The 22606-nt window shown below is 45.5% G+C and carries 17 protein-coding genes; 4 read left to right on the top strand and 13 right to left on the bottom strand.

From position 1 onward, the window contains the following. Positions 1-324: 324 nt before the first annotated feature. The 5 genes from AB6D93_RS07815 to AB6D93_RS07835 form a co-directional block, all read right to left on the bottom strand. Entirely contained in the window at positions 325-1746 is a 1422-nt protein-coding gene (locus AB6D93_RS07815) for a glycoside hydrolase family 1 protein (RefSeq protein WP_102332271.1), read from the bottom strand. A 57-nt stretch (positions 1747-1803) separates the two neighbouring features. Then, the gene (locus tag AB6D93_RS07820; RefSeq protein ID WP_102332272.1) at positions 1804-3207 is read right to left on the bottom strand and encodes a glycoside hydrolase family 1 protein; all 1404 of its coding nucleotides are present in this window, start codon (positions 3205-3207) and stop codon (positions 1804-1806) included. A gap of 31 nt (positions 3208-3238) precedes the next feature. Then, on the bottom strand, positions 3239-3544 hold the full coding sequence (locus AB6D93_RS07825; protein WP_102332273.1) for a PTS lactose/cellobiose transporter subunit IIA: 306 nt from the start codon (positions 3542-3544) through the stop codon (positions 3239-3241). Between the two features lie 65 nt (positions 3545-3609). Further along, positions 3610-4932 (bottom strand): PTS sugar transporter subunit IIC, encoded by a 1323-nt coding sequence (locus tag AB6D93_RS07830; protein ID WP_102332274.1) that lies wholly within the window; start codon positions 4930-4932, stop codon positions 3610-3612. Positions 4933-4945: 13 nt separating this feature from the next. Further along, on the bottom strand, positions 4946-5254 hold the full coding sequence (locus tag AB6D93_RS07835) for a PTS sugar transporter subunit IIB (RefSeq protein WP_102332275.1): 309 nt from the start codon (positions 5252-5254) through the stop codon (positions 4946-4948). Between the two features lie 312 nt (positions 5255-5566). Here AB6D93_RS07835 and AB6D93_RS07840 point away from each other — a divergent pair, with 312 nt between their 5' ends. Next, entirely contained in the window at positions 5567-6589 is a 1023-nt protein-coding gene (locus tag AB6D93_RS07840; protein ID WP_102332276.1) for a LacI family DNA-binding transcriptional regulator, read from the top strand. A gap of 274 nt (positions 6590-6863) precedes the next feature. On the opposite strand, the gene AB6D93_RS07845 is transcribed toward AB6D93_RS07840, so the two are convergent. The 3 genes from AB6D93_RS07845 to AB6D93_RS07855 all read right to left on the bottom strand — a co-directional run bounded on the left by AB6D93_RS07845 (position 6864) and on the right by AB6D93_RS07855 (position 10646). Next, the gene (locus tag AB6D93_RS07845; protein ID WP_102332277.1) at positions 6864-7283 is read right to left on the bottom strand and encodes a substrate-binding domain-containing protein; all 420 of its coding nucleotides are present in this window, start codon (positions 7281-7283) and stop codon (positions 6864-6866) included. A 373-nt stretch (positions 7284-7656) separates the two neighbouring features. Then, on the bottom strand, positions 7657-9717 hold the full coding sequence (locus tag AB6D93_RS07850; RefSeq protein WP_102332279.1) for a prolyl oligopeptidase family protein: 2061 nt from the start codon (positions 9715-9717) through the stop codon (positions 7657-7659). 11 nt (positions 9718-9728) lie between these two features. After that, positions 9729-10646: a LysR family transcriptional regulator gene (locus AB6D93_RS07855; protein WP_017081288.1), complete on the bottom strand. Its 918-nt coding sequence runs from the start codon at positions 10644-10646 to the stop codon at positions 9729-9731. 247 nt (positions 10647-10893) lie between these two features. Here AB6D93_RS07855 and AB6D93_RS07860 point away from each other — a divergent pair, with 247 nt between their 5' ends. The 3 genes from AB6D93_RS07860 to AB6D93_RS07870 all read left to right on the top strand — a co-directional run bounded on the left by AB6D93_RS07860 (position 10894) and on the right by AB6D93_RS07870 (position 16967). Beyond that, complete coding sequence (locus AB6D93_RS07860; protein WP_102332280.1) at positions 10894-12600, top strand: L-lactate permease; 1707 nt, start codon at positions 10894-10896, stop codon at positions 12598-12600. Positions 12601-12801: 201 nt separating this feature from the next. Further along, entirely contained in the window at positions 12802-13941 is a 1140-nt protein-coding gene (gene lldD, locus AB6D93_RS07865) for an FMN-dependent L-lactate dehydrogenase LldD (protein ID WP_010432610.1), read from the top strand. Positions 13942-14111: 170 nt separating this feature from the next. Then, positions 14112-16967 (top strand): FAD-binding and (Fe-S)-binding domain-containing protein, encoded by a 2856-nt coding sequence (locus AB6D93_RS07870; RefSeq protein WP_102332281.1) that lies wholly within the window; start codon positions 14112-14114, stop codon positions 16965-16967. Between the two features lie 121 nt (positions 16968-17088). Here the strand turns inward: AB6D93_RS07870 and AB6D93_RS07875 are convergent, their stop codons facing one another. From AB6D93_RS07875 to AB6D93_RS07895, 5 genes are all read right to left on the bottom strand, one after another. Then, positions 17089-17331, bottom strand: a complete 243-nt coding sequence (locus AB6D93_RS07875; RefSeq protein WP_017061558.1) for a hypothetical protein — start codon at positions 17329-17331, stop codon at positions 17089-17091. A gap of 152 nt (positions 17332-17483) precedes the next feature. After that, a complete protein-coding gene (locus AB6D93_RS07880; RefSeq protein WP_102332282.1) occupies positions 17484-19220 on the bottom strand; it encodes an ABC transporter permease subunit in 1737 nt (578 codons plus the stop codon). 4 nt (positions 19221-19224) lie between these two features. Beyond that, positions 19225-20754, bottom strand: a complete 1530-nt coding sequence (locus AB6D93_RS07885; RefSeq protein WP_102332283.1) for an ABC transporter substrate-binding protein — start codon at positions 20752-20754, stop codon at positions 19225-19227. A gap of 48 nt (positions 20755-20802) precedes the next feature. Continuing rightward, entirely contained in the window at positions 20803-21654 is an 852-nt protein-coding gene (locus AB6D93_RS07890; RefSeq protein WP_102332284.1) for an ABC transporter ATP-binding protein, read from the bottom strand. Continuing rightward, on the bottom strand, positions 21651-22409 hold the full coding sequence (locus AB6D93_RS07895) for an ATP-binding cassette domain-containing protein (RefSeq protein ID WP_017077025.1): 759 nt from the start codon (positions 22407-22409) through the stop codon (positions 21651-21653). The genes AB6D93_RS07890 and AB6D93_RS07895 overlap by 4 nt, the downstream gene beginning before the upstream one ends. Positions 22410-22606 lie beyond the last annotated feature (197 nt).

A 22606-nucleotide genomic window follows, 5' to 3' on the forward strand; every position in this document is an offset into this window, starting at 1 on the left:
AGTGTTTTAGTAACATTGTTAACCTAGCAATCAATAAGTTAGCTAAAAAGCCACAAAGATGACTAAGTTCATCAATTGAATTCCTCTACTCTGGAGCACCTATCATTGTGTTGTTAAGTTGACGTTCTATTTTTCTGCACCTACGACGTCTTTTTACTTAACTCATCATCTACCGGGTTATAGAGTTCACCGGCCAACACTTTCTCACGTTCAGTCTTTTTTTATTCTTTGCTTTTATGAAAGCGCTCGAAGTCATAATATTAATGATTTTACTTTTTGGTCAAAAACGAGCTATTGACATTTTTTGCAATAGCTCGCTTGATTTTAAGCGGGGTATTTAAGGCTTTCCCCTCGACTCGCTATAATGTCCTTATACCAATGGAAAGAAGCTTTTTTCTTTCTGTCTAGGTTGTTTTGATGGTCTACATAAATGAAGCCATATTGCTTTTTATAGCCATTCAGCCAACTGAGTAAGTCAATTGCAGACCATGCATAATAACCTTGAATGTTCACACCTTCATCAATGGCTTTTTTTACAGCCACTAAATGGTCATTAATGAAGTTAATTCGAGGAATGTCGCATATCTCTCCCTCAATGATTGGGTCTTCATCACCGAGGCCATTTTCAGTGATGTACATAGTGACATCACCATAATAGTCTTTGAGTAGTCTCAAACCATCAACAAAGCCTTCCGGTGAAATCTCCCAACCCCACTTGGTGTAACGCTTATCTTTCATTGATACGCTGCGGTATTCACCATCAAAGCTTGGGTTGCCAGGAGCACCTGTGGCATTTTCTCGTGAATGCTCAACGTGTTCTGCTTGGCCTAGAATTCTTTCTACTCGTACGGGTTGATAGTAGTTCAAACCAATAAAATCGTTGAGTGGAGCAGCTTGGGTTAATGCGAGTCTTTCTTCCTCAAGTATTTCAGGCATCCAGCCACGCTCTTCAAGAATCTTCAAAACATAGTCAGGGTAGTGACCTTTCAAGATAGGGTCATAGTACCAGTTGATGCCGAATTGATTTGCGTGACGCTCTGCCCATTTGTTGTCGATGCTATCGTCCACTGAAAAAGCAGGAGAGAATACGTGGCTTAAGCCGATATCACCATATTGATTTAGCTCTTTGTATGCGAGTACTGCTTTCGCATGTGCTGAAAATACATTATGAGTGGCTTGAAAGTAGAGCTTAGGCTCATCCTTAATACCTGGTGGATGGGCGCCAGCAAGGTAACCATGACCACAGAAAACAACGGTTTCATTGAAGGTTATGAAGTGTTTAACACGGTCCCCAAATGCTTCAAAACAAACTTTGGCATAGTTAACAAACGCATCAATGGTTGCTTTATTCGTCCAGCCGCCTTGTTTCTCTAGCTCCAATGGTAAATCCCAATGGTATAAAGTCACAAATGGTACAATGCCGTAATGTAAGCATTCATCAATAATGTTGTTGTAGAAATCGATGCCTTTTTGATTCACCTCACCAGTACCGTTAGGAATAATTCGAGGCCAAGCGATAGAAAAACGGTATGACTCTAGCCCCATTTCTGCCATGAGTCTAATGTCTTCTTTATAACGGTGGTAGTGATCTACAGCTAATTCACCCGTTGTATTTTCAAAGGTTTTGCCTGAGATTTTAACGAATTCATCCCAGTTACTCGGGCCCTTACCGTCTTTATCGATTGCGCCTTCTATTTGATAAGCGGCAGTGGCTGCGCCAAACAGAAAACTGTTGGAGAATTTCATAGTCTTTTCCTAGTTTAATTGAATGCTTGGAGCGTAGGCTCCAAGCATTCAGACTGGTTATGCAGTGTGTTTAGAGATAAGAGCGTTGTACCAATGGAAGCTTGCCTTTTTAGAACGTTTCATCTCTTTTAGGTCAAACTCTTCACGGTCAACATGAATAAAACCATAACGTTTAGCACAACCTTGGTGAGTACTGACTAGGTCAATTGCAGACCAAGGACTGTAACCGAAGACCTCAACACCATCAGTGATAGCAAGCTGAACTTGGTCAATATGTTGCTGTAGATATTCGATGCGGTAGCTATCATCAATTGAACCGTCAGCTTCGACGGTATCAAAAGCACCTAGACCGTTCTCAGTCACAATAAGAGGTAGAGCATAACGCTCGTAAATTTCACGCATTGTGGTACGGAAACCAACAGGGTCAATCTCCCAACCAAACTCGTTTTTCACTAGGTTCGGGTTCTCAGTACCACGGTAAGCACCGACTTCACCAATCGTGATTTGTTGGTCGCCAGTTGAGTTGATGTCGCTCTCATCACCAGTACTTTCAGCAACGGTTTGCGAGTTGTAGTAGTTAAAGGCGATAAAGTCAGGCTTAGCTTGAGCCATAATGTCCATATCGCCGTCTGCAATCTCTGGTGTTGCATCACGTTCTTTTAAGAATCGCATCGCTGTTGGGTTGTAGCGACCATAAACTGCCATATCTAGGTATAGCCAGTTACGAATTGCCGAGAACGTGTTCGCTGCAAGAACATCTTCTGGTTTTGAAGATGCAGGGTAAATCGTTGAAATATTTGGCGCAGGACCAATTTTAGCTTGAGGAAGCATATCGTGACAAAGTACCATTGCTTTGGCTTGTGCTAGCAACATGTGGTGGTTTTGTTGGTATAGATCTTTCACCGGGTTCTCACCGCTAACACTCTTGGTACCAATGGCATCACCGTGCAAGATCATCATATTTTGTTCATTAATTGTTAGCCAGTACTTAACACGGTCACCGTACAGCTCGAATAGTGTTTTAGAGTACAGTGCAAACGCATCAACAGTGTCACGATTTGACCACCCGCCTTTTTGTTGTAAAGCGTATGGTAAATCAAAGTGATAAATCGTTAGGATAGGCTCAATATTGTGCTTGATCAGTTCGTCGATTAAGTTGCTGTAAAACTCCACGCCTTTCTGGTTAATTTCACCGTCACCATTAGGGAAGATACGCGTCCAAGCCACAGAGAAGCGGTATGCTTTCAAGCCTAGCTCTGCAAATAGTGCTACGTCTTCTTTGTAGTGGTGGTAGTGGTCACTGGTAACTTTAAAATCTGTTGTACCCTCGACAATTGGAGCCATATCGATAACTGATGGTCCTTTACCGTCTTCGTTCCAAGCGCCTTCAACTTGGTAAGCTGAGGTTGACGCGCCCCAAAAGAAATCGGTAGGGAAAGGAGTTAGATTCTTAGGTTTCATGTTTATCTCTTTATTTTGATCTGTTGTTATTTTATTGAATTTTACGGTGTAGGTTGATTAGCTCTTCAATCAACTCACGAGCAAGCATTGCAGTCATAATGTGGTCTTGAGCGTGAACCATGATTAGGTTCACTGGCACTTTTCCTTCACCTTCATCCATTCCAATGAGCTCAGTTTGAACCTTGTGAGCACGCTTTGATGCCTCAGTAGATTGTGTTAGTAATGAGTCAACTTCTGCCCATTCACCTTTCTTTGCATTCTGTAGCGCTTGCATTGCTAGGCTTTTTGACTCGCCAGCATTGATGATCAATTCCATTACGGTTGATTCTAGTTCCATGTGGATATCCTCAATATTTTTGATGAATAGAGTGGTAGTACCCACTCTATTGAGTTAGATGAATGTTACGCGAAGCTTTGTTCACTAGATTTGTTATCTTGAGTAGAATTTGTGTCTTGAGGCTGCTCTTCTGCAAGCAACTGTTTTTCGTAAATTTTGAAGAATGGGTAGTAAACAACCAGATTTACACCAATTAGAATGAACACCAATACAGCATTGTTTAGCTGCCATCCAGCTCCCCAAGCTGCACCTATTGGTGCTGGTGCCGTCCAAGGAACCAGTGAAACCATTTTGCCAATCCAGTCCATACTCGTCGCGAAGTAAGCGATGATAGCGTTGATCATTGGAGCGCCGACAAATGGAATGAACATAATAGGGTTCATAACGATTGGTGAACCAAAGATTACAGGTTCATTGATGTTGAACATTGCAGGAACTACACCAAGACGACCGATTGTTTTAAGGTGAGCAGATTTACTTCTCAGGTAAAGTAGAACTAATGAGAATGTTGCACCAGAGCCGCCTAATACAATAAAGAACGACCAGAATGGTTCAATAAACACTTGAGGCAGTTCCATTCCTGCAGCAAGAGCTTCTTGGTTTACACCTAGGTTGTAAAGCCAGAAGGGTGCCATGATGCCAGAAACGATTGCTGAACCATGAATACCAGCAAACCATAGAGTATGTGCAACAAGTACAGCAAGTAAAATCGCCGGCAATGTGTCAGATGCTGATACCAATGGCTGGAATAGAGCCATAATTGCACCTGGAATTAGCATATCGAAATTGTTTTGAATTAGAAGGTTTAGTGGATAAATCGTAACTATCACGATCATTGTTGGGATCAGCAGGTTAAATGACTGACGAATTTTATCAGGCACCTGCTCCGGCATTTTAATGCCAATATTATGAACTTTTAAGAAACGAGTCAGTTCAGTAACAAAGATCGCAACAATGATTGCAGTAAAGATACCAGTGCCACCAAGGTACGTTGCAGACAGAGCACCATCTTTCATCGGTGCTGCTATCAAAAGAAATGACATCAATGAAAGCATTGCCGTTGGTAGGGCATCTAACTTGTAGCTATTTGCTAGGTTATACGCGATACAAGCAGAGATATAACATGACATAATCCCCATACTCATATTAAAAGGGGTCATGATTTCATCAAAATAGGTGGATGACATTGAAATCCACCATTGACCTAAGGCAAACGCGGTATCTTCCGAAAAAGGAGGAAAAGCAAACACAAGCAAGAAAGAACCCACGATCATGAAGGGCATTGCGCCAATGAAGCCGTCACGAATTGCACACACGTGCTTTTGAGTTGCCAGTCGGCCTGCTATCGGTGTTAAGGTGTTTTCTAGAAAATCGAATAATGCTTTCATCGTGATATCCCTCTTATTGATTTAGCATTGTGATTGCATCGTTAAGGATTTTTTCGCCTTTCATCATGCCGTAATCCATTTGATTCATTACAGAAATTGGTTTGTTAGCAGCATCAGCAATCTCTTTGAAATCATTGAGTTTGTATTTAATTTGTGGACCTAGTAAAACGCAATCGAAGTTTGGAAGGTTCGACTCGAATTCATCTAATCCCACAGCTTCAATATGCGCTTCAATCCCTTTCGCTGCCGCAGATTGCTTCATTTTGTTTACGACCATGCTAGTAGACATACCAGCAGCACAGCACAATAAAATGTTGATCATGATTTAGTTCCTTTTCTTATTAATTTATCACTTAATCTAGTAAGCGTTGTAGAGTACGAGAAAAATGTAACCGGTTACAGAAACCGGTTACAGAAACCGGTTTCACTTGTGTGAGAAATGTCATAAAATATCGTTACTCAATGCTACAATTGATGACGGGCATCACATTAGGTAAGAAATCGGGTTCGAATTTAGGGGTTACTATGTTCTAGTAGACAGTAAGATAACTTTATTTTTTGATAATTGGTCCATATAAACAATAACTTATAATAATATCCAAACGTAACGTGGGTAAGTGATGAAAGGAATAGAATGAGTACCATTGTTGATGTCAGCAAACTTGCTGGAGTCTCCAAAGCAACAGTCTCGCGTGTGATCAACGGCACAGGTCAGGTTAAACAATCGACAAAAGATAGTGTCTTCGCCGCGATGGAACAGTTGGGTTACCGTCCAAACCGGACCGCTCAAGCTTTAGCGACAAATAAAACTGATACAGTGGCATTGGTACTGTCTAACTATGACAGTACTAGGTGGGGGGTACTATTACAGCAAATCTCAATTCAACTTCAATCAGAAGGCAAAACACTAACAGTAATCGATGGTAAGAATGACCCTCAACATGAATATGAAGTAATTAGACAACTAGAAGGGCAATTTGATGCCATTTTGCTTTATAGCCGAACCCTATCTGATGAGCATATACAAACGTTAGAATCACAACTGTCCGTGCCTTTTGTTGTGTTAAACCGTGCCTCTATGGCAGGGAATTACCATTCAGTATCCATTGATCAATCTAGTCTTATCGTGACCGCAATGGAACATTTGATTTCATGCGGTCATAAGAGCATCGCATGCATAACTGGTCCAATAGACAACCCAACAGGAAAAGCTCGTATCGAAGGTTATAAGCGAGCTTTAGAATCATCTAGATTGCCTTATAATCCATCTTTAGTGTTATCCGGTGATTACCATATAAGAAGTGGATATGATCTGTGTACCAACCTCTTGAAGTTAAATGTGAAGTTTACGGCGATTCTCGCATTTAACGATAATATGGCTTTAGGAGCGATTAAAGCTTTGTCAGAAGAAGGGGTTCACGTTCCAAGTCAAGTATCTGTTATTGGTATAGATAATGATCCTTTTGGTGAGTTTTCAACCCCAGAATTAACGACCATAGACTTACCGATTGAACTCATGGCACAGAATGCTGTTAAGTTAGCGTTAAAGCTACGTGATGAAGCTGTTCCATATGAACCGAAAATCTTAAATGGAAATTTAATAAGTCGAAATTCAGTGACCCCATTCCATGCGAATAAGTCTTGGTTAAGTTTCTAAAACCCTGAGGTGTGTGATTCATACAAAGCTCTCCTCGGAAAACAGCCCCAAAACGAACCATTAAAGATGGCTGACTCGTCAGTCCTTTTTCCATTGTTGTAGCAAACTTTGGGGCAAAAGTGTTTTAGCTTACCTGCCCCGTATTGAACAATATGAACGCGCAAATATAAGCGGTGAGATCGATAGCTTTACTCAGCGGTATTCCTGCACCATGGTTCGCATTGACATCAGTACGAATCATCACAGGCGCACCACCTTGATGCTTGTCTTGAAATTAACGATACAAAGATTTGGTCGACTCTCTCACAATTAAATCAATCTGAGGCAACCTTGCTTCATGTCGCTCGCCAGATAACAAGTTCAAGATCGACTGAGCACACACTTCACCAATCTCTTCAATTGGCTGCCTTAATGTTGTTAACGCGGGTGTGAAATACTTCGACGTTGGTAAGTCATCAAACCCAATCAATGACACATCTTCTGGCACTTTATAACCGTGATCGTGTAGCGCCTTAATCGCCCCGTAAGCGGTTTGGTCGTTAGCAGTAAACAAGGCGGAGAAGTGAACCCTAGATTCTAACTCTTGGATTCGTTTTTCTAATGCTTCGATATTAGTATCAGCAGCAAAAGAAGAGAGTGAAGCAAGCGATGCCGCCACTGCGACCGTTATTGGCAAAAGCTTAAATTTTTGCATTGTATTTCCCTATTATTTTTTTGAGTTTTCATCGAACAGGGAAATATTAAGCAATGAAAGCGTTGAAAAGTTGGTTGCTGTTCACACTGATAAATCAGCCTAAATGCCATGAAACTTTTAGAAAATCCATGACGAAAACTACTGATTTTAGATCAACAGGTTATAGTGAAAAATGCGTAAAATATCAGCTTGAAATCGCTTTCATTTCATCAGTAATGGTGGCGGCTATCACGTAAAAGGGTGCCGAAAAGCAAAGAGAACGAGGTGTGAATTTGATTGGTTTTCATATATATGAAAAACCTCAAAATCTAAGGTAGATTTTGAGGCTTCTTGGTCTGAGTAAAATACCCAGTTATCTAGAATCAAGCATTCGTTAAAGTGAATCTAGAGACGCAACCCCCATATTGAACAGAGTAAATGCGTAGATATCGGCGGTGAGATCGATCGCTTTGCTGAGCGGCATTCCGGCGCCATGGCCCGCATTAACATCAATACGAATCATCACGGGCGCACTACCTTCATGCTTATCTTGCAGCTCTGAGATGAACTTATAAGAGTGAGCAGGCACTACGCGGTCATCGTGATCAGCGGTCGTCACCAATGTTGCTGGATAATCCGTGCCACGCACCACATTATGAACCGGAGAATAGCCAAGCAGATATTCGAACATCTCTCTGTTCTGCGCGGAGGTACCATAGTCGTACGCCCAACCTTCGCCAGACGTGAATGTGTGGTAACGCAACATGTCCAACACCCCAACAGCAGGCAGAGCCACTTGGAACAGCTCAGGCTTTTGTGTCATACAAGCTCCTACCAGCAAGCCTCCGTTAGAACCGCCGCGAATCGCCAACTTATCGCTACTGGTGTAGTTTTCTTCAATTAAGAACTCGGCAGCAGCAATGAAGTCGTCAAAGACATTCTGCTTTTTCTGCTGAGTTCCCGCTTTGTGCCACGCCTTACCATACTCACCACCGCCACGCAGGTTCGGCACCGCATATACGCCACCCAGTTCTAGCCAACTGCCCACCGTACCTGAGAAAGAAGGCGTCAGACTGACATTAAAGCCGCCATAAGCGTACAACATGGTTGGGTTACTACCGTCTAGTTTTAATCCCTTTTTGTAAGAGATAAGCATCGGAACCTGTGTACCATCTTTTGAGGTATAGAAGACCTGTTTAGACTCAAATTTATCCGATTCAAACGGAGACTCAGAGCGCTGATAGATTTCTGAACTGCCAGTTTCGACATCGAATGAGAAAATGGTTGGCGGCGTGACATAGTTGGTAAAGGTGTAATAAAGCTGGGTTTGCTCTTTCTTACCACCTAAGCCACTGGCCGTTCCCAACCCAGGTAAATGGATTTCACGAACTAGGTTGCCTTGGTAATCCAGCTGCTCAATTTTCGACACCACATCCACCATGTAGTGGGCAAACAAGTATCCGCCGCCAGTACTGATATCTAATGGTTGTGGTTTTTCGGAAATGATATCAAGCCACTGTTGACTGCGAGTATCAAAGCTCACCACCTTGCCGTTTGGCGCATCGAGATTGGTATACAGAATAAAGACTTCATCTCGATTATCTATGAGGTAAGTGTCGCTATCAACATGATCAATCAGCGTGTTCAGTGATTGTTCCTGTGAGTTTAAATCGATATAGAACAGGCGATTTCCCGACGTCGACTCTTGCCCAAGAATGATCAAATAGCGGTCGTCTTCGGTGGCGTAACCCGAAACATAGCGATGTCGCTCAGTACTATTTTCACCAAAAATCACTTTGTCGCTGGCTTGCTCGGTACCCAATTCATGAAAATACAGCTTATGTTGATCAGTACGAGCTGAAAGCTGACTACCGTCTGGTTTATCGTAACTAGAGTAATAAAAGCCACGATTACCCAACCAAGAAATACCGGTAAATTTAGCGTCTGTGATTTCGGCTTCAAGCTGCTTTTTAGTCTCGGTATCAATCACAAAGATCTTGCGCCAGTCGCTACCACCCTCTGAAATACTGTATGCCACTAAGCTGTAATCTTTCGAGAACGAAACTGAGCCCAATGATGTGGTGCCGTCTTCCGAGAAGGTATTCGGATCTAGGAAGACTTCAACCTGTTGCCCCTCTTTCTGACGATAGAGAATACTGTGGTTCTGCAGACCATCATTCTTATAGAAATAGGTATAATCACCTCGCACAAACGGCTGCGAGCTCTTTTTGTAGTCTTGTGCTTTTGCCAGTCGCTCTCTCAGTTCCGCGCGATACGGGATTTTAGCGAGGTAATCAAACGTGATTGCGTTTTGACTCGCCACCCACTTCGCGGTCTCGTCACTTCTGTCGTCTTCTAGCCAACGATATGGGTCTTCGATTATCTGACCAAAGTAGTCATCGCTGACGATCTGTTTATTGGTGATTGGATATGGATACTCTTTTAAATAGCTCATCGTGATCCTTATTAAAAATAGTGAGAAATCGTCAAGTAGCGCGTTCTGATATGTTCAATCAATAACTTAATCTTGTTTGGTGGCTGGCGAGTAAAAGGGTACACCGCATAAATACCGAGTTTCTTGCCGACTAAATCAGGGAAGATATCCACCAGCTGGCCGTTACGAATGTCGTGATAAACCAGACAGCGCGGTACATACGCGACCCCATGACCGCCCAACGCCGCCTTTCTTAATGCCGTCGCATTATCGGTAGAAAAAGAGCCCGAGACGCGCACTATGTATTTATCGTTATCGGTAAAGCCATCTTTGCTATGCAGAAATTGCCACTCACTGGCACCCGTTGTTTGATAAGCGTATTGCAGACAATTGTGCTCAACCAAATCCTTGGGCTGCATCGGCTTACCATTCTTGGCGATATAAGACGGAGAAGCACATACCACCCATTGAGAGTCCAAGATATGGCGGGCAATTAAGCTGGAGTCTTCCAAGTAGCCGGTTCTAATCACTAAGTCGAGGCCATCATCAACCAGATCCACAAAGCGATTGTTAAGAGACATATCGACCGTTAAACCTGGGTGCATATTACAAAACTCGGCAACAGCGTCTGCGAGAATCAAATCTCCGGAGATAGTAGGCACTGACATTTTGATATGACCACTGACATTTTCACCAAAGCCTGAAACTGCGTCCATAGCCTCTTGAGCCGCCTGCTTCACATTTTTGGCTCCGTGTAACATTGCCTTACCCGCCTCGGTAAGCGTCAATTTACGCGTGGTTCGATATAATAGCTGCACGCCAATCTCTTCTTCCAAACGCGCAATTCTCTTACTAACTACCGAATTTGTAAGGTTATTTTGCTCTGCCACCTTACTAAAACTGCCCAGCTCTACTACCTGTGAAAACAGGATCAAATCGTCTGCTCGCATTTGATTATGCCAATTTTGGAATTAATTATTTTCATTATTTCCCTATATCAATAAAAAATAAAGGGGTAAATTCACGCCAAATTAACAAAACAATTACAAAAACAGCTTTTGCAATCACATCGGTTACAAATAAAGCGACTCTAATTACAACAATTGAATCCTCGAGATTCAGATTACACCTACAAAACTAATGACGTGTTATTCACTTCAAACATGAACGTTTGAAAACAAGTACGAGGAAGTACCCATGAGTGAAACTCTACTAGCATTATTGGCCTTTTCGCCAATAGTTGTTGCAGCGATTCTGCTGGTTGGCCTTAACTGGCCTGCAAAAAAAGCGATGCCAGTGGCATTTGCATTAACCGTTGCTATCGCCCTATTCGCATGGGATATGTCTAGCACTCGCGTGTTAGCTTCTGTATTCCAAGGCTTCGGCATTACCGTGTCGGTTCTCTGGATTGTGTTTGGCGCCATCTTCTTATTAAACACTTTGAAACACACCGGAGCTATCACCACCATCCGCAACGGCTTTACTGACATATCAGCAGACCGTCGTGTGCAAGCGATCATCATCGCTTGGTGTTTTGGTTCATTCATTGAGGGCGCATCTGGCTTCGGCACACCGGCTGCCATCGCTGCACCACTATTGGTTGCTATCGGATTCCCAGCGCTGGCTGCGGTATTGATGGGCATGATGATCCAATCTACACCGGTATCGTTCGGCGCGGTTGGTACACCTATCATCGTTGGTGTGAACAAAGGTTTGGATACGCACAACATTGGTGAAAGCCTGATTGCCAATGGTTCAACATGGGATGCTTACCTACAACAGATCACATCAAGTGTTGCAATCATCCACGCCTGCGTTGGTGTGATGATTCCTGTATTGATGGCGATGATGCTGACTCGCTTCTTCGGTAAGAACAAAAGCTGGACTGAAGGTCTTGATATCCTGCCATTCGCACTGTTCGCAGGTGCCGCTTTCACCATTCCTTACGCACTAACGGGTGTTTTCCTCGGTGCTGAGTTCCCATCACTGATTGGTGGTTTGGTTGGCCTTGCGATTGTTGTAACAGCAGCAAAACGCGGCTTCCTAGTACCTAAATCAAAATGGGACTTTGAAAGCGAAGACAAGTGGCCAGCAGAATGGCTAGGTTCTTTGAAGATCGATCTTGATGACACTCATTCAAACAGTAAGCAAGGTCATAAGAAAATGAGTATGGCGATGGCATGGGCACCTTACGTGCTGCTCGCTGTCACTCTCGTTGCTAGCCGTGTGAGCCCTGAGTTCAAAGGCCTACTTAAGAGCGTTAGCCTTTCTTTCAGCAACATCCTTGGCGAGACAGGCGTAAGCACAGCGATTCAGCCTCTGTATCTACCTGGCGGTATCTTGGTCTTCGTCGCACTGGTTGCTGTTCTAATGCAATCACGCAGCGCAACACCACTGGCTAAAGCTTTTGGTGAGTCGAGCAAGACTCTAATAGGCGCTGGCTTTGTGTTGGTGTTCACCATCCCAATGGTTCGTATCTTCATTAACTCAGGTGTGAACGGCGCTGATTTAGCAAGTATGCCAGTAACCACTGCCAACTTTGCAGCTGACCTAGTCGGCGGCGCATTCCCAGCGTTAAGTGCCACGGTTGGTGCGTTAGGTGCCTTCATTGCAGGTTCAAACACCGTTTCAAACATGATGTTCAGCCAGTTCCAGTTCGAGGTAGCACAAACTCTGTCGGTCTCTAGTGCCGTGGTTGTTGCTCTGCAAGCCGTTGGTGCTGCAGCAGGTAACATGATTGCGATTCACAACGTGGTAGCCGCATCGGCGACCGTAGGCTTATTAGGACGCGAAGGCGCAACACTACGTAAGACAATCATCCCAACGTTCTACTACTTGGTGATGACCGGAATCATCGGCCTAGTGGTTATCTACGGCTTCAAAATGACAGACGCACTTATGTAAACCATAAGTCGTTACAAAAGCACTTGGCGTTAATACTCAATTCCCCGACTGTAACACCGTCTAATAAGACAGTTGATGAGTTTCGGAATGGATACTAAAACACATCAACACCCCGGGTATTAACGCCATTTCCCCGAATTAAAGCAGCCCAAGCCAAGCTCTCATAGAAGGGCAACATCCCAAGAATTTAGGACTGAAATTATGATCATATCCGCATCGACTGATTACCGCGCCGCAGCAAAAGCGAAATTACCACCGTTTCTTTTCCACTACATTGACGGCGGTTCTTACGGAGAACATACCCTACGCCGCAACACGGCCGATCTTGCAGAGATCGCGCTCAAGCAACGTGTCCTCAATGACATGTCGGACCTAAATTTGGAAACCGAATTGTTCGGCGAAAAGCTGGCGATGCCGATTGCATTAGCTCCGGTTGGACTAACAGGCATGTACGCACGACGTGGTGAAGTACAAGCAGCAAAAGCCGCCGACAACAAAGGCATCCCTTTTACGATGTCGACAGTATCGGTATGTCCGATTGAAGAAGTCGCACCTAAGATTGAACGCCCAATGTGGTTCCAACTTTACGTGCTAAAAGACCGTGGCTTCATGAAGAACGTATTGGAACGTGCCAAAGCGGCAGGCGTGACGACACTGGTCTTCACCGTTGATATGCCAGTACCCGGCGCTCGTTACCGTGACATGCACTCAGGAATGAGTGGTCCAAATGCAGCAATTCGTCGTGTATTTCAATCTATGCGTCATCCTAGTTGGGCGGTGGATGTTGGTCTGTTGGGTAAACCACACGATCTTGGCAATATCTCTACTTACCGAGGTTCTCCAACCAAACTGGAAGACTACATCGGTTGGTTGGGTGATAACTTCGACCCATCAATTTCATGGAAAGACCTAGAGTGGATCCGTGACTTCTGGGATGGCCCAATGGTCATCAAAGGCATTCTTGATGAAGAAGATGCAAAAGACGCCGTAAGATTTGGTGCAGACGGTATCGTAGTTTCAAACCACGGCGGCCGTCAGCTGGATGGTGTTCTATCGAGTGCTAAAGCACTGCCTGCAATTGCAGACGCAGTAAAAGGCGACACTAAGATTCTGGTCGACTCAGGCATTCGTACTGGCTTAGATGTAGTTCGCATGATGGCGATGGGCGCAGACTGCACCTTGCTTGGTCGCTCTTTCGTCTACGCGTTAGCAGCGCAAGGACAAGCAGGCGTTGAGAACCTACTTGACCTATATGACAAAGAAATGCGCGTTGCGATGACATTAACAGGCGCGAAGACAATCAAAGACTTAACTCGCGAATCTCTGGTAGGGCTAGATTAAGCGGCCACGATTCTGATTTAGGTTCAGGTTCAGACTAATGCTTTGGTCTACTTAGACTGAAGTTCAATCGGTGTCACAGCAATTCCACTGCCGTTGTGACACCGTTTAAGCACTGGAAAATAAAATAAAAAAACAAATCAGTGCCAAATAAGAAGCACAAGGAAGCAAAGATGGAGACAAACACATCCCATGAGCGAGTAATAGACGCACAGGCTTATCAGCAGCTTGAAGCGATACTGGCTCAAAAAATAGAAACGGAACGCATTGTCACGCAAGAGGCAAAGCGATTGGCTTACGGCACCGATGCGAGTTTCTATCGCTTGGTGCCGAAAATGGTTCTAAGGCTCAAAAACTTAGACGAAGTGATATTCACCATTCAAAGCTGTCGCGAGCTCGGTATTCATTTTACCTTTCGCGCCGCGGGCACTAGCCTTTCAGGGCAAGCCGTTTCAGACTCGGTACTCATCACACTGACCGACGACTGGCGTGGCCATGAAATTGTCGACAACGGCAATCAGATCATCCTTCAACCGGGTGTGATTGGTGCTGATGCCAACAAATACCTTGCCCCTTTCCAACGTAAAATCGGCCCAGATCCAGCCTCTATCAATACCTGTAAAATAGGGGGTATTGCGGCGAACAATGCCAGTGGCATGTGTTGTGGTACTGCGCAAAACTCGTATCGCACCGTTGAGAGCATGAAAATCGTATTGAGTGATGGCTCCCTGCTTGATACGGCTGACAACGCAAGTGTTGAGGCATTCAAGGAATCACATAAAGACCTGTTTGAAGGCATTGTCGAATTACATCAACAGACAGCGTCAAACCAAGAACTTGCAGACAGAATCCGCCACAAGTACCGCCTCAAAAACACCACTGGCTACGCTCTGAATGCCTTGGTCGATTACCACGATCCAATTGAGATCATCAAACACCTGATGATTGGCTCAGAAGGCACACTAGGCTTCATAGCCGAGATCACTTACAACACGGTGATTGAACACCCGAACAAAGCTTCAGCGCTATTGGTGTTTGCCGACATCGAGCAAGCAAGTAAAGCCGTAACTACATTATCCAAAACTCCGGTTGCAGCCGTTGAGTTGATGGACGGCAGGGCGCTACGTTCTGTCGCGGATAAACCGGGTATGCCTGCGTTTATGCCAAACCTAGATTTAGAAGCGGCGGCTATTTTGGTGGAATCACACGCCAGCTCCCAGCAGGACTTAGATTTACAATGTAAATCAATTTTGGATGCATTGACTGAATACACAATTGTTGAATCAGTCCCTTTCACGTCCGATCCGAAGACAGTCGCGACTCTGTGGGGCATCCGAAAAGGCATGTTCCCAGCAGTTGGAGCCGTTCGTGAAGTTGGCACAACCGTTATCATCGAAGACGTGGCTTTCCCTGTCGAAAACCTCGCTAACGGTATTCGAGAGCTACAAGAGCTGTTCGACAAATACGACTACAACGAAGCGATCATTTTTGGTCACGCCCTCGAAGGCAACCTGCACTTTGTATTTACTCAAGGCTTCGACAGTCAAACAGAAATCGATCGCTACGGCGGTTTCATGGACGATGTTGCCGAGCTGGTTGCGGTGAAATACCAAGGTTCTCTAAAAGCGGAACACGGCACGGGCCGAAACATGGCACCTTATGTGGAATTGGAATGGGGCAAAGATGGCTATGCCTTGATGCAACAGATCAAAGCGCTGTTTGACCCAGAAAGGCTGCTTAACCCCGGCGTTATCATCAACGACAATCCAAACTCCCACATCACAGACCTGAAGCCGATGCCTGCTGCCGATGATCTAGTCGACCGCTGTATTGAGTGTGGCTTCTGTGAACCTGTTTGCCCTTCTCGCACACTGACCTTGTCACCTCGCCAACGTATTGTGTTGTACCGAGAACTGCAACGCCGCCGAGAAGCAGGTGAAGAGATAGAAGCCAGTGAACTAGAGAAAACCTTCGAATACCAAGGCATTGATACCTGCGCGGCAACAGGCCTGTGTGCTGAGCGCTGTCCGGTAGGCATTAATACGGGTGACTTAGTGAAGAAGCTTCGTGTTGCCAAGTATGAGAAGTTCACACCAATCGCTAAGTGGACAGCGGATCATTTCTCGACCACCACGAAGCTGACCAAAGCAGGCCTCAAAACCAATCAAGTAGCGAGTAAGGTCTTGGGGGCAAACACGGTCGGTAAGCTTACCAATGGCCTGCGCTCAGTGACCAAAGGCGCAACGCCTGTTTGGATGCCAGAGATGCCGCAGTCCAACAGTCACTCGCTTGCCTCATCACCCGTGACGGCAGAATCTTCAAGCAATCATAAGAAGGTGGTTTACCTCCCTTCCTGTGCAAGTCGAACCATGGGGCAACAAAGCGATGCGGGCGACCAACGTCCTCTTACTGAAGTGACCATGTCTTTGCTCAACAAGGCAGGATTCGAGGTAATTCTACCGAAGAAGCTAGATGACCAATGCTGTGGTATGCCTTACGACAGCAAAGGAATGACCGACTTAGCACAGTCGAAGGCTCAGCAGTTGGAAGAAGTGCTATGGCAAGCCAGTCGTCAGGGTGAATACCCAATATTGATGGATACCAGCCCATGTGCTAAACGCAGTATTGAACAGTTCACCAAGCCATTAGAGGTGTTAGAGCCAACAGGGTTTGTGAATCAATATTTGCTTGAACATCTGACGCTTGAGCCGCTACAAGAAACCGTGATGCTGCATGTCACGTGTAGCTCTCGTCGAATGGGCTTAGAAGGCGCGATGTTAAACCTTGCTAAAGCGTGTACCGAAGAGGTGATTGTTCCAGAGCATATTCAATGTTGTGGTTGGGCAGGTGACAAAGGCTTCACTACACCAGAGCTGAATGAGGCGGCGGTACACCCACTCAAGGAACAAGTGCCGAGCAACTGCACTCGTGGCTTTAGTAACAGCCGAACCTGTGAGATCGGTTTATCACACCACAGTGGCATTCCGTATCAATCAATCTTGTACTTGGTGGACGAAGTGGCGCAGTAGATCCACTCATACTGCGAGCAACGTGCTCTAGCTTAAAACGAAAAATGGCAGCCCAATCAGGCTGCCATTTGTTTATTCGATTTAAAACGTATTACCGAGCTAGATATTGCTGAGCTAGCGGCTACTGAGCTAAGCGCACCAACTCTTCTGGCGAGTAGTGTTCTGCTTCTGCGCCTTTGGCGATTAAGTCGATCACTTGGAACTCGTTCATGTCACCAAACTCTTTGGTTAAGTAATCACGGAACGCTTTCTCGTTCGGCCATTTGCCTCGCACGATATAGCCATCTTCCTTATCGAAATCTTCCGTCTCAAAGAAAGAAAAGTCGGTCATACCAATATTGTGGCAATACAAAACGAGATACATGTTGAATCCTTTACACTTAACTAGGGCCTGTTTAACTTTCGAGCCGATCAAAAAGCGTCTCTAAAAAGCAGGGCTAAGGTTACAACATAAATGCTAAATCGAATACCCAATCGGATCGTCAATTTAGAAACCTCAGCGACCGGATCTTTACGTTAGTCATCAAACATCAAGTTAATGGCTGCACCCAACAAGATCAGCCCAACAATTGGCCCCATGACTGCTAATGGCGCGCGCTCAATGTATGGAAGGTTCTCTGCGATCATCAAACCCCATTCAGGTGTTGGTGGCTTTGCCCCTAATCCGATGAAGCTCAGCGAGGTCAGACTTAGAGTGATAACCGGTAGCCTCAACATCGCGTGTCTTAACAACGGTGGCAACACATACGGAAGCAAGTAGAAACGGAAGATTCTAAGCTTACTGGTGCCCCATAGTGGCGCGAGGTGTGTATAAGGTTGAGCCTTCGCTTCTACGATCAAGCTTGAGCAGTGTGCAGCTAGCGGCGCCCACGACACCAATACAATCGCGATTAATGCGCTGTTCGGATTCATCCCCGTTAAGCCTGCAACAAGCAAGCCTGCAATGATGTATGGGATACCCTTAGTGATCTCGATAAGGCCTTGGCTAAAGCGGGTGTTGAAACCCATGATGATGCCCGTCACCAAGCTCAAGAACGTTGCCAATATGCCGGCTTGGAAGGTCGCAATCATACCAGAACCAATTCTCGCCAGTAGGTCTCGACCAATGCCATCTGCGCCCAAAGGTGCTTGCCAACTCGGTGATGCCAAGCGTGCGAATTGGCTAGTGTATGGGTCTCGGAATGCAGCCCATACAACGATAGCAATTAGGAAAGAGAAGATCGCAAAAGCAGTGACACGCTTTGCGCGGTTCTGGGTAAAACGAAACGAAGAGTGGCTACTGATGAGCTTGCCGCTTTTCAGGCTGTGGCCAAGAATCAATTGCTGAACAAACAAGCTCATGCTGCTCACGGCAATTGAAAATAGCAGCAACACCAATAAGCCGCCTTGCAGCGTTGGTAAGTCTTGCGCCTTGGCTGCACCAAGAATCATGCGCCCGATACCAGGGATCGAGAAGATAAGCTCAACCGCGACTGCGCCACCAGTTAAGCCAATCACGATCATCGCGATTTGCGGGATCAGACTGCTCAGCGCTCTTTTCAGCGCAAAGCGAATAATTTGATTGGAATGAACGTTGGCACTGAGCCAAGTGATCACCCAAGGTTCATTGAGAACGCGTTGTAAACAGTCTCTGAGTAGACGACTAAACAAGCCACTTGCAGGCAGTGCGAGCGCTAAACTCGGTAGCCAGATATCTTGCCAACCTTGCCAACCATACGGTGGTAGCCAACCTAACCAGATAGAGAACACCAATATTAATACCGAGGCCACTACGTACTCTGGCAACGATATTAATACCGTACTTAAACTGCTGTAGCTCTGCCCCAGCTTGCCCTTCTTCCAACTGCGTAAGGTGGCAAGCAGGCCTGCACCACACAGTACGAAAGTCATCACCAGTGCGCTAGACATCAAAAACAGAGATGTAGACGCTGTTTTTTGAATACCTAGTGCAACCGAAGAACCATCAATCCATGATTCACCTAGATCACCTGAAAAAGCACTTCCTACCCAGTCGAGCAGGCGCTCAATAGCTGAACGGTCAAGCTGAAGATCAGCGCGTACCGCCGCTAAAGCTTCAGGCGTAAGCAGGTGTTGTTGCCCCGCCCTAGCCCGCAGAATAGATTGGCTTGGATCGATGCCTGCAATGTCAGGCATCAAACCAACAAGAATCACCACCACAATCAGTGAGGCGATTCTTGATAGCCAAGGCGTCAAGATAAATAGAGTTCGACGCAGAGTCTCAGCAGATAACATTTATTTAGTTAGCCTGTGTTGCCGGGTTAACTTGTGTCGCTTTTTTGACCTGTGTAGTTTGGTCAACCAAGCGACGTTCACTTGGGTCACGAACGACATTGCTTACACGCTCACTTTCACCTTGAATCACACGTTCGTGAAGCAGCGGGATAGCCGCGAAATCGTTAAGGATTTTTTGTTCAGCTTCGATGATCGCTTGGTGACGCAGCGCACCTAGCGGTTGTAGGTCAGCGTGATTCAGTGCTTTATCTACCTCTTGAGAACAGAACTGGCCAAGGTTGAATGAACCCTTACAACCAAAGTCGCTCATCATGTAAGCCACTGGGTCACCCGAATCTAGAACCGTTGCACGAGAAAGGATAAACGCGTCGAACTTACCAGATAGCGCATCGTTCTCGATCTGAGCATATTCACGAATATCCAGCTCAACCTTGAAACCAGCCGCTTCAAGTTGTTGCTTCAGTAGCGCTGCCACTTCTGGAAGCTCTGCACGGTCGGTAAAGGTACCAATAACAATGCTTTCGCCGTTCGCTTTTAGCGTTTTGTCAACTGCCTGACCTTCAGGTCGAATTGGTTCAGCCCAAGCAAGTGCAGGACCTAATAGGCCTTGCGCGATATCCGCGTGGTTTTCATAAACAGTATTCACGATCTGCTCACGGTCTACTGCAGCTGCCGCTACCTTACGCAGTTCAATATCGCTAAATACGCCTGACTTGTTGTTCAGGTAAAGCGTATTAGTACGAGGCATTGCCACTTCGTAAAGTAGGTTCGGATCAATGGTCGCGATTTGTGAAACGGGTACCGCTTCAACGACGTCAGCCGTGCCGGTTCTCAGTGCTGCAGCACGAGCAAAACCATTAGGAACGTATTCTGCAATTACAGATTCTACTTGCGCTTTTTCGCCCCAGTAGCCGTCAAAACGTTTCAGTTTCGCGCTGGTTGTGCCGTTGATTTCAGTCAGCTCAAACGGGCCAGTACCTGCGCCAATTGGACTAACACGACCATCTTCTTGATAAGCACTTGCTGCTAGGATCGCTAATTGAGGGCTTGATAAACGGCTTGGTAGAAGAGGGTCATCAAAGCTGGTTTTAATCTCTACACGGTAGTTGTCCATCGCTTTCACTTCTAGCTCTACTCCATCTAGGATGCGCGGCTTAGGTGCTGCTTCAAGCGCTTTTTGTAGAGAGTTCACTACAGAGTTTGCCGTTAATGTCGAACCGTCATGGAATTTAACGCCTTGGCGAATCGTGAACTGCCAAGTCAGAGGATCAAGATGTTTCCAATCCGTTGCTAGCATAGGTTCTGCTTCTGAGGTTGGGCTCAGGTTAACCAGAGTTTCTGCTGTGCTCCAACGAGATAACTTAAAAGCGTCATCAGAAAGTGGCGATAAACCCGTTCTTGGTGGTTGCATCATCGCAACTCGAATTTCAGATTTTACTGCGGCATCGCTAGACCCTGGTTGAGAGTCAAAACAGCCCGTCAAAGGCAGAGCCAACGCAAGCGTGCAAGCCAGTTTGATTAAATTAAAACGCATAATTATTTTTTCTCTGTAGCTGTATTTTTTTAATAAATAAGGTTGTGTTTAACAAGTAGATTTCGAAAGAGGCTGAGACTCGATCAGCATCTGAGTCGCAGGATGAGCAGGTTTACTCATCACTTGATCGGTCGGTCCGTGCTCCACCATTTCACCATGGTCGAGTACCAGTATTTCTTCACAAAGGGCTTTTGCGGCACCTAAATCGTGAGTAACCAAAATAAGGCGCATATCGCGCTTCTTTTTTAATGAATTAACCAAGTCCAACAACCTTTGGCGATTCACTGGGTCAAGGCTGGCAGTAGGTTCATCGGCCACCAGCACTGCGGGTCTAACGACAAGAGCCCGAGCAATAGCCACACGTTGAGCTTGACCTGTAGAAAGCTGATTAGGTTTCAGTAAGAGCAAACTGGCAGGCAATCCAACGTCTGAAAGCGCCTCTTCAATGATGGCTTCATGATTACCCGAAACATCTAAGTTACTTAGAGGTTCGGCTAAGATCTGTCGAACGGTATAGTAAGGGTTGAGGCTAGTGTGGGGCTCTTGAGGCACCAATTGAATCAAGCGACACACCGTTGCTTGCGCTTTGCTATCGCGAATTGGGAGCGAATAACCGAACAAGTTTATTTGACCAACGGTTGGCGCTTTAAGGCCAAATAGCAGTTCAATTAACGTTGATTTACCGGCACCAGAACGCCCAACAATTGCTAGGCTTTTGTCTTCAACATTAAGGTCTATGTTCTGTAGCGCTTTGAACGCTTTACCACCCAACCAACTTGGCACGGAGTAGTAGTGAACACTCACATTGTCGAACGTAATCTCTGTCGATGCTTGTGTTTCTGAATCAGTCACTGGCATTAATGACGAGGCTTCTGAGTTTAGTGGTAAGGTCGAGCTCATTCGATTAAGTCTCTCAATGAACAGCAGAAAGCGTGAGAGCTCGATTCAAGTGCATGTTTCGGAGCACCGTAAGCCACCACACCGCCATCATCGATGACCAACAACTTGTCACACGCCAACGCGCTATGCAGGTCATGGGTGATGAGTAAACCACCAATTTGACGCTGTTTAACATTGTGTCGAATCAGCTTAAGTATCTCTTGCTCTGTCACGGGATCTAACGCACTGGTTGGTTCATCGGCGATGATAATATCGGCGTTACTCAGCAAGCCAATCGCAATACAAACACGTTGGCGTTGCCCGCCCGAAATTTGGCTCGGGTATAACGGCAAGATAGTTTCAGGATTAGGGAAACCAAGTTGTACTAGCAATTCGGTGAGTTTGATTTTGTCTTGTGATTTGGGCTTAGTGCGAGTCCCCGTCAATGCCAAACTAAGTTGACCTTCGATTGAAACCAGAGGATTTAATGCTTGAAGGGCATCTTGGAAGATAACCGCAGGTCGTTGTGCTGCGGTTCTTTGCAGCATAGGCAAACCACATACCGCTTCACCAGACAGAGAAATATGACCTTCAACCTCGACCGTTTCTGGCAGAAAACCCGCAATCGCACGTGAAAGCATCGACTTACCAATGCCTGACGGTCCCATGATCGCCAACAGTTCACCTCGATAAACATCGAAGTGGATATCTTGGAAAAGGGTTCTCGAAGAGGTTTTGATCGTTAGGTGGTCAACAGACAAAAGTGGGGTGTTCACGCAGATAATCACATATAGATGTTATAACATAACAACTCTATCATTTAGCCGACATGATGAAAAGAGAACATTGAACTGCATCGCACTTTATTTGCTGTTTGATTGACCAATTTTCATTAGGGCGTGTTGACCCTTCGAGGTGATTTTTACCGATACAAAAAAGCACTCACTAAATTTATCGTGTAAAAATAGTAAAG

The sequence above is a fragment of the Vibrio sp. 10N.247.310.23 genome (assembly GCF_041467155.1).
Lineage (GTDB): Bacteria > Pseudomonadota > Gammaproteobacteria > Enterobacterales > Vibrionaceae > Vibrio > Vibrio crassostreae_C.

Coding starts and splice junctions, on each gene's coding strand:
- AB6D93_RS07815 (WP_102332271.1), bottom strand. CDS start 1,746: ATGAAATTCTCCAACAGTTTTCTGTTTGGCGCAGCCACTGCCGCTTAT.
- AB6D93_RS07820 (WP_102332272.1), bottom strand. CDS start 3,207: ATGAAACCTAAGAATCTAACTCCTTTCCCTACCGATTTCTTTTGGGGC.
- AB6D93_RS07825 (WP_102332273.1), bottom strand. CDS start 3,544: ATGGAACTAGAATCAACCGTAATGGAATTGATCATCAATGCTGGCGAG.
- AB6D93_RS07830 (WP_102332274.1), bottom strand. CDS start 4,932: ATGAAAGCATTATTCGATTTTCTAGAAAACACCTTAACACCGATAGCA.
- AB6D93_RS07835 (WP_102332275.1), bottom strand. CDS start 5,254: ATGATCAACATTTTATTGTGCTGTGCTGCTGGTATGTCTACTAGCATG.
- AB6D93_RS07840 (WP_102332276.1), top strand. CDS start 5,567: ATGAGTACCATTGTTGATGTCAGCAAACTTGCTGGAGTCTCCAAAGCA.
- AB6D93_RS07845 (WP_102332277.1), bottom strand. CDS start 7,283: ATGCAAAAATTTAAGCTTTTGCCAATAACGGTCGCAGTGGCGGCATCG.
- AB6D93_RS07850 (WP_102332279.1), bottom strand. CDS start 9,717: ATGAGCTATTTAAAAGAGTATCCATATCCAATCACCAATAAACAGATC.
- AB6D93_RS07855 (WP_017081288.1), bottom strand. CDS start 10,646: ATGCGAGCAGACGATTTGATCCTGTTTTCACAGGTAGTAGAGCTGGGC.
- AB6D93_RS07860 (WP_102332280.1), top strand. CDS start 10,894: ATGAGTGAAACTCTACTAGCATTATTGGCCTTTTCGCCAATAGTTGTT.
- lldD (WP_010432610.1), top strand. CDS start 12,802: ATGATCATATCCGCATCGACTGATTACCGCGCCGCAGCAAAAGCGAAA.
- AB6D93_RS07870 (WP_102332281.1), top strand. CDS start 14,112: ATGGAGACAAACACATCCCATGAGCGAGTAATAGACGCACAGGCTTAT.
- AB6D93_RS07875 (WP_017061558.1), bottom strand. CDS start 17,331: ATGTATCTCGTTTTGTATTGCCACAATATTGGTATGACCGACTTTTCT.
- AB6D93_RS07880 (WP_102332282.1), bottom strand. CDS start 19,220: ATGTTATCTGCTGAGACTCTGCGTCGAACTCTATTTATCTTGACGCCT.
- AB6D93_RS07885 (WP_102332283.1), bottom strand. CDS start 20,754: ATGCGTTTTAATTTAATCAAACTGGCTTGCACGCTTGCGTTGGCTCTG.
- AB6D93_RS07890 (WP_102332284.1), bottom strand. CDS start 21,654: ATGAGCTCGACCTTACCACTAAACTCAGAAGCCTCGTCATTAATGCCA.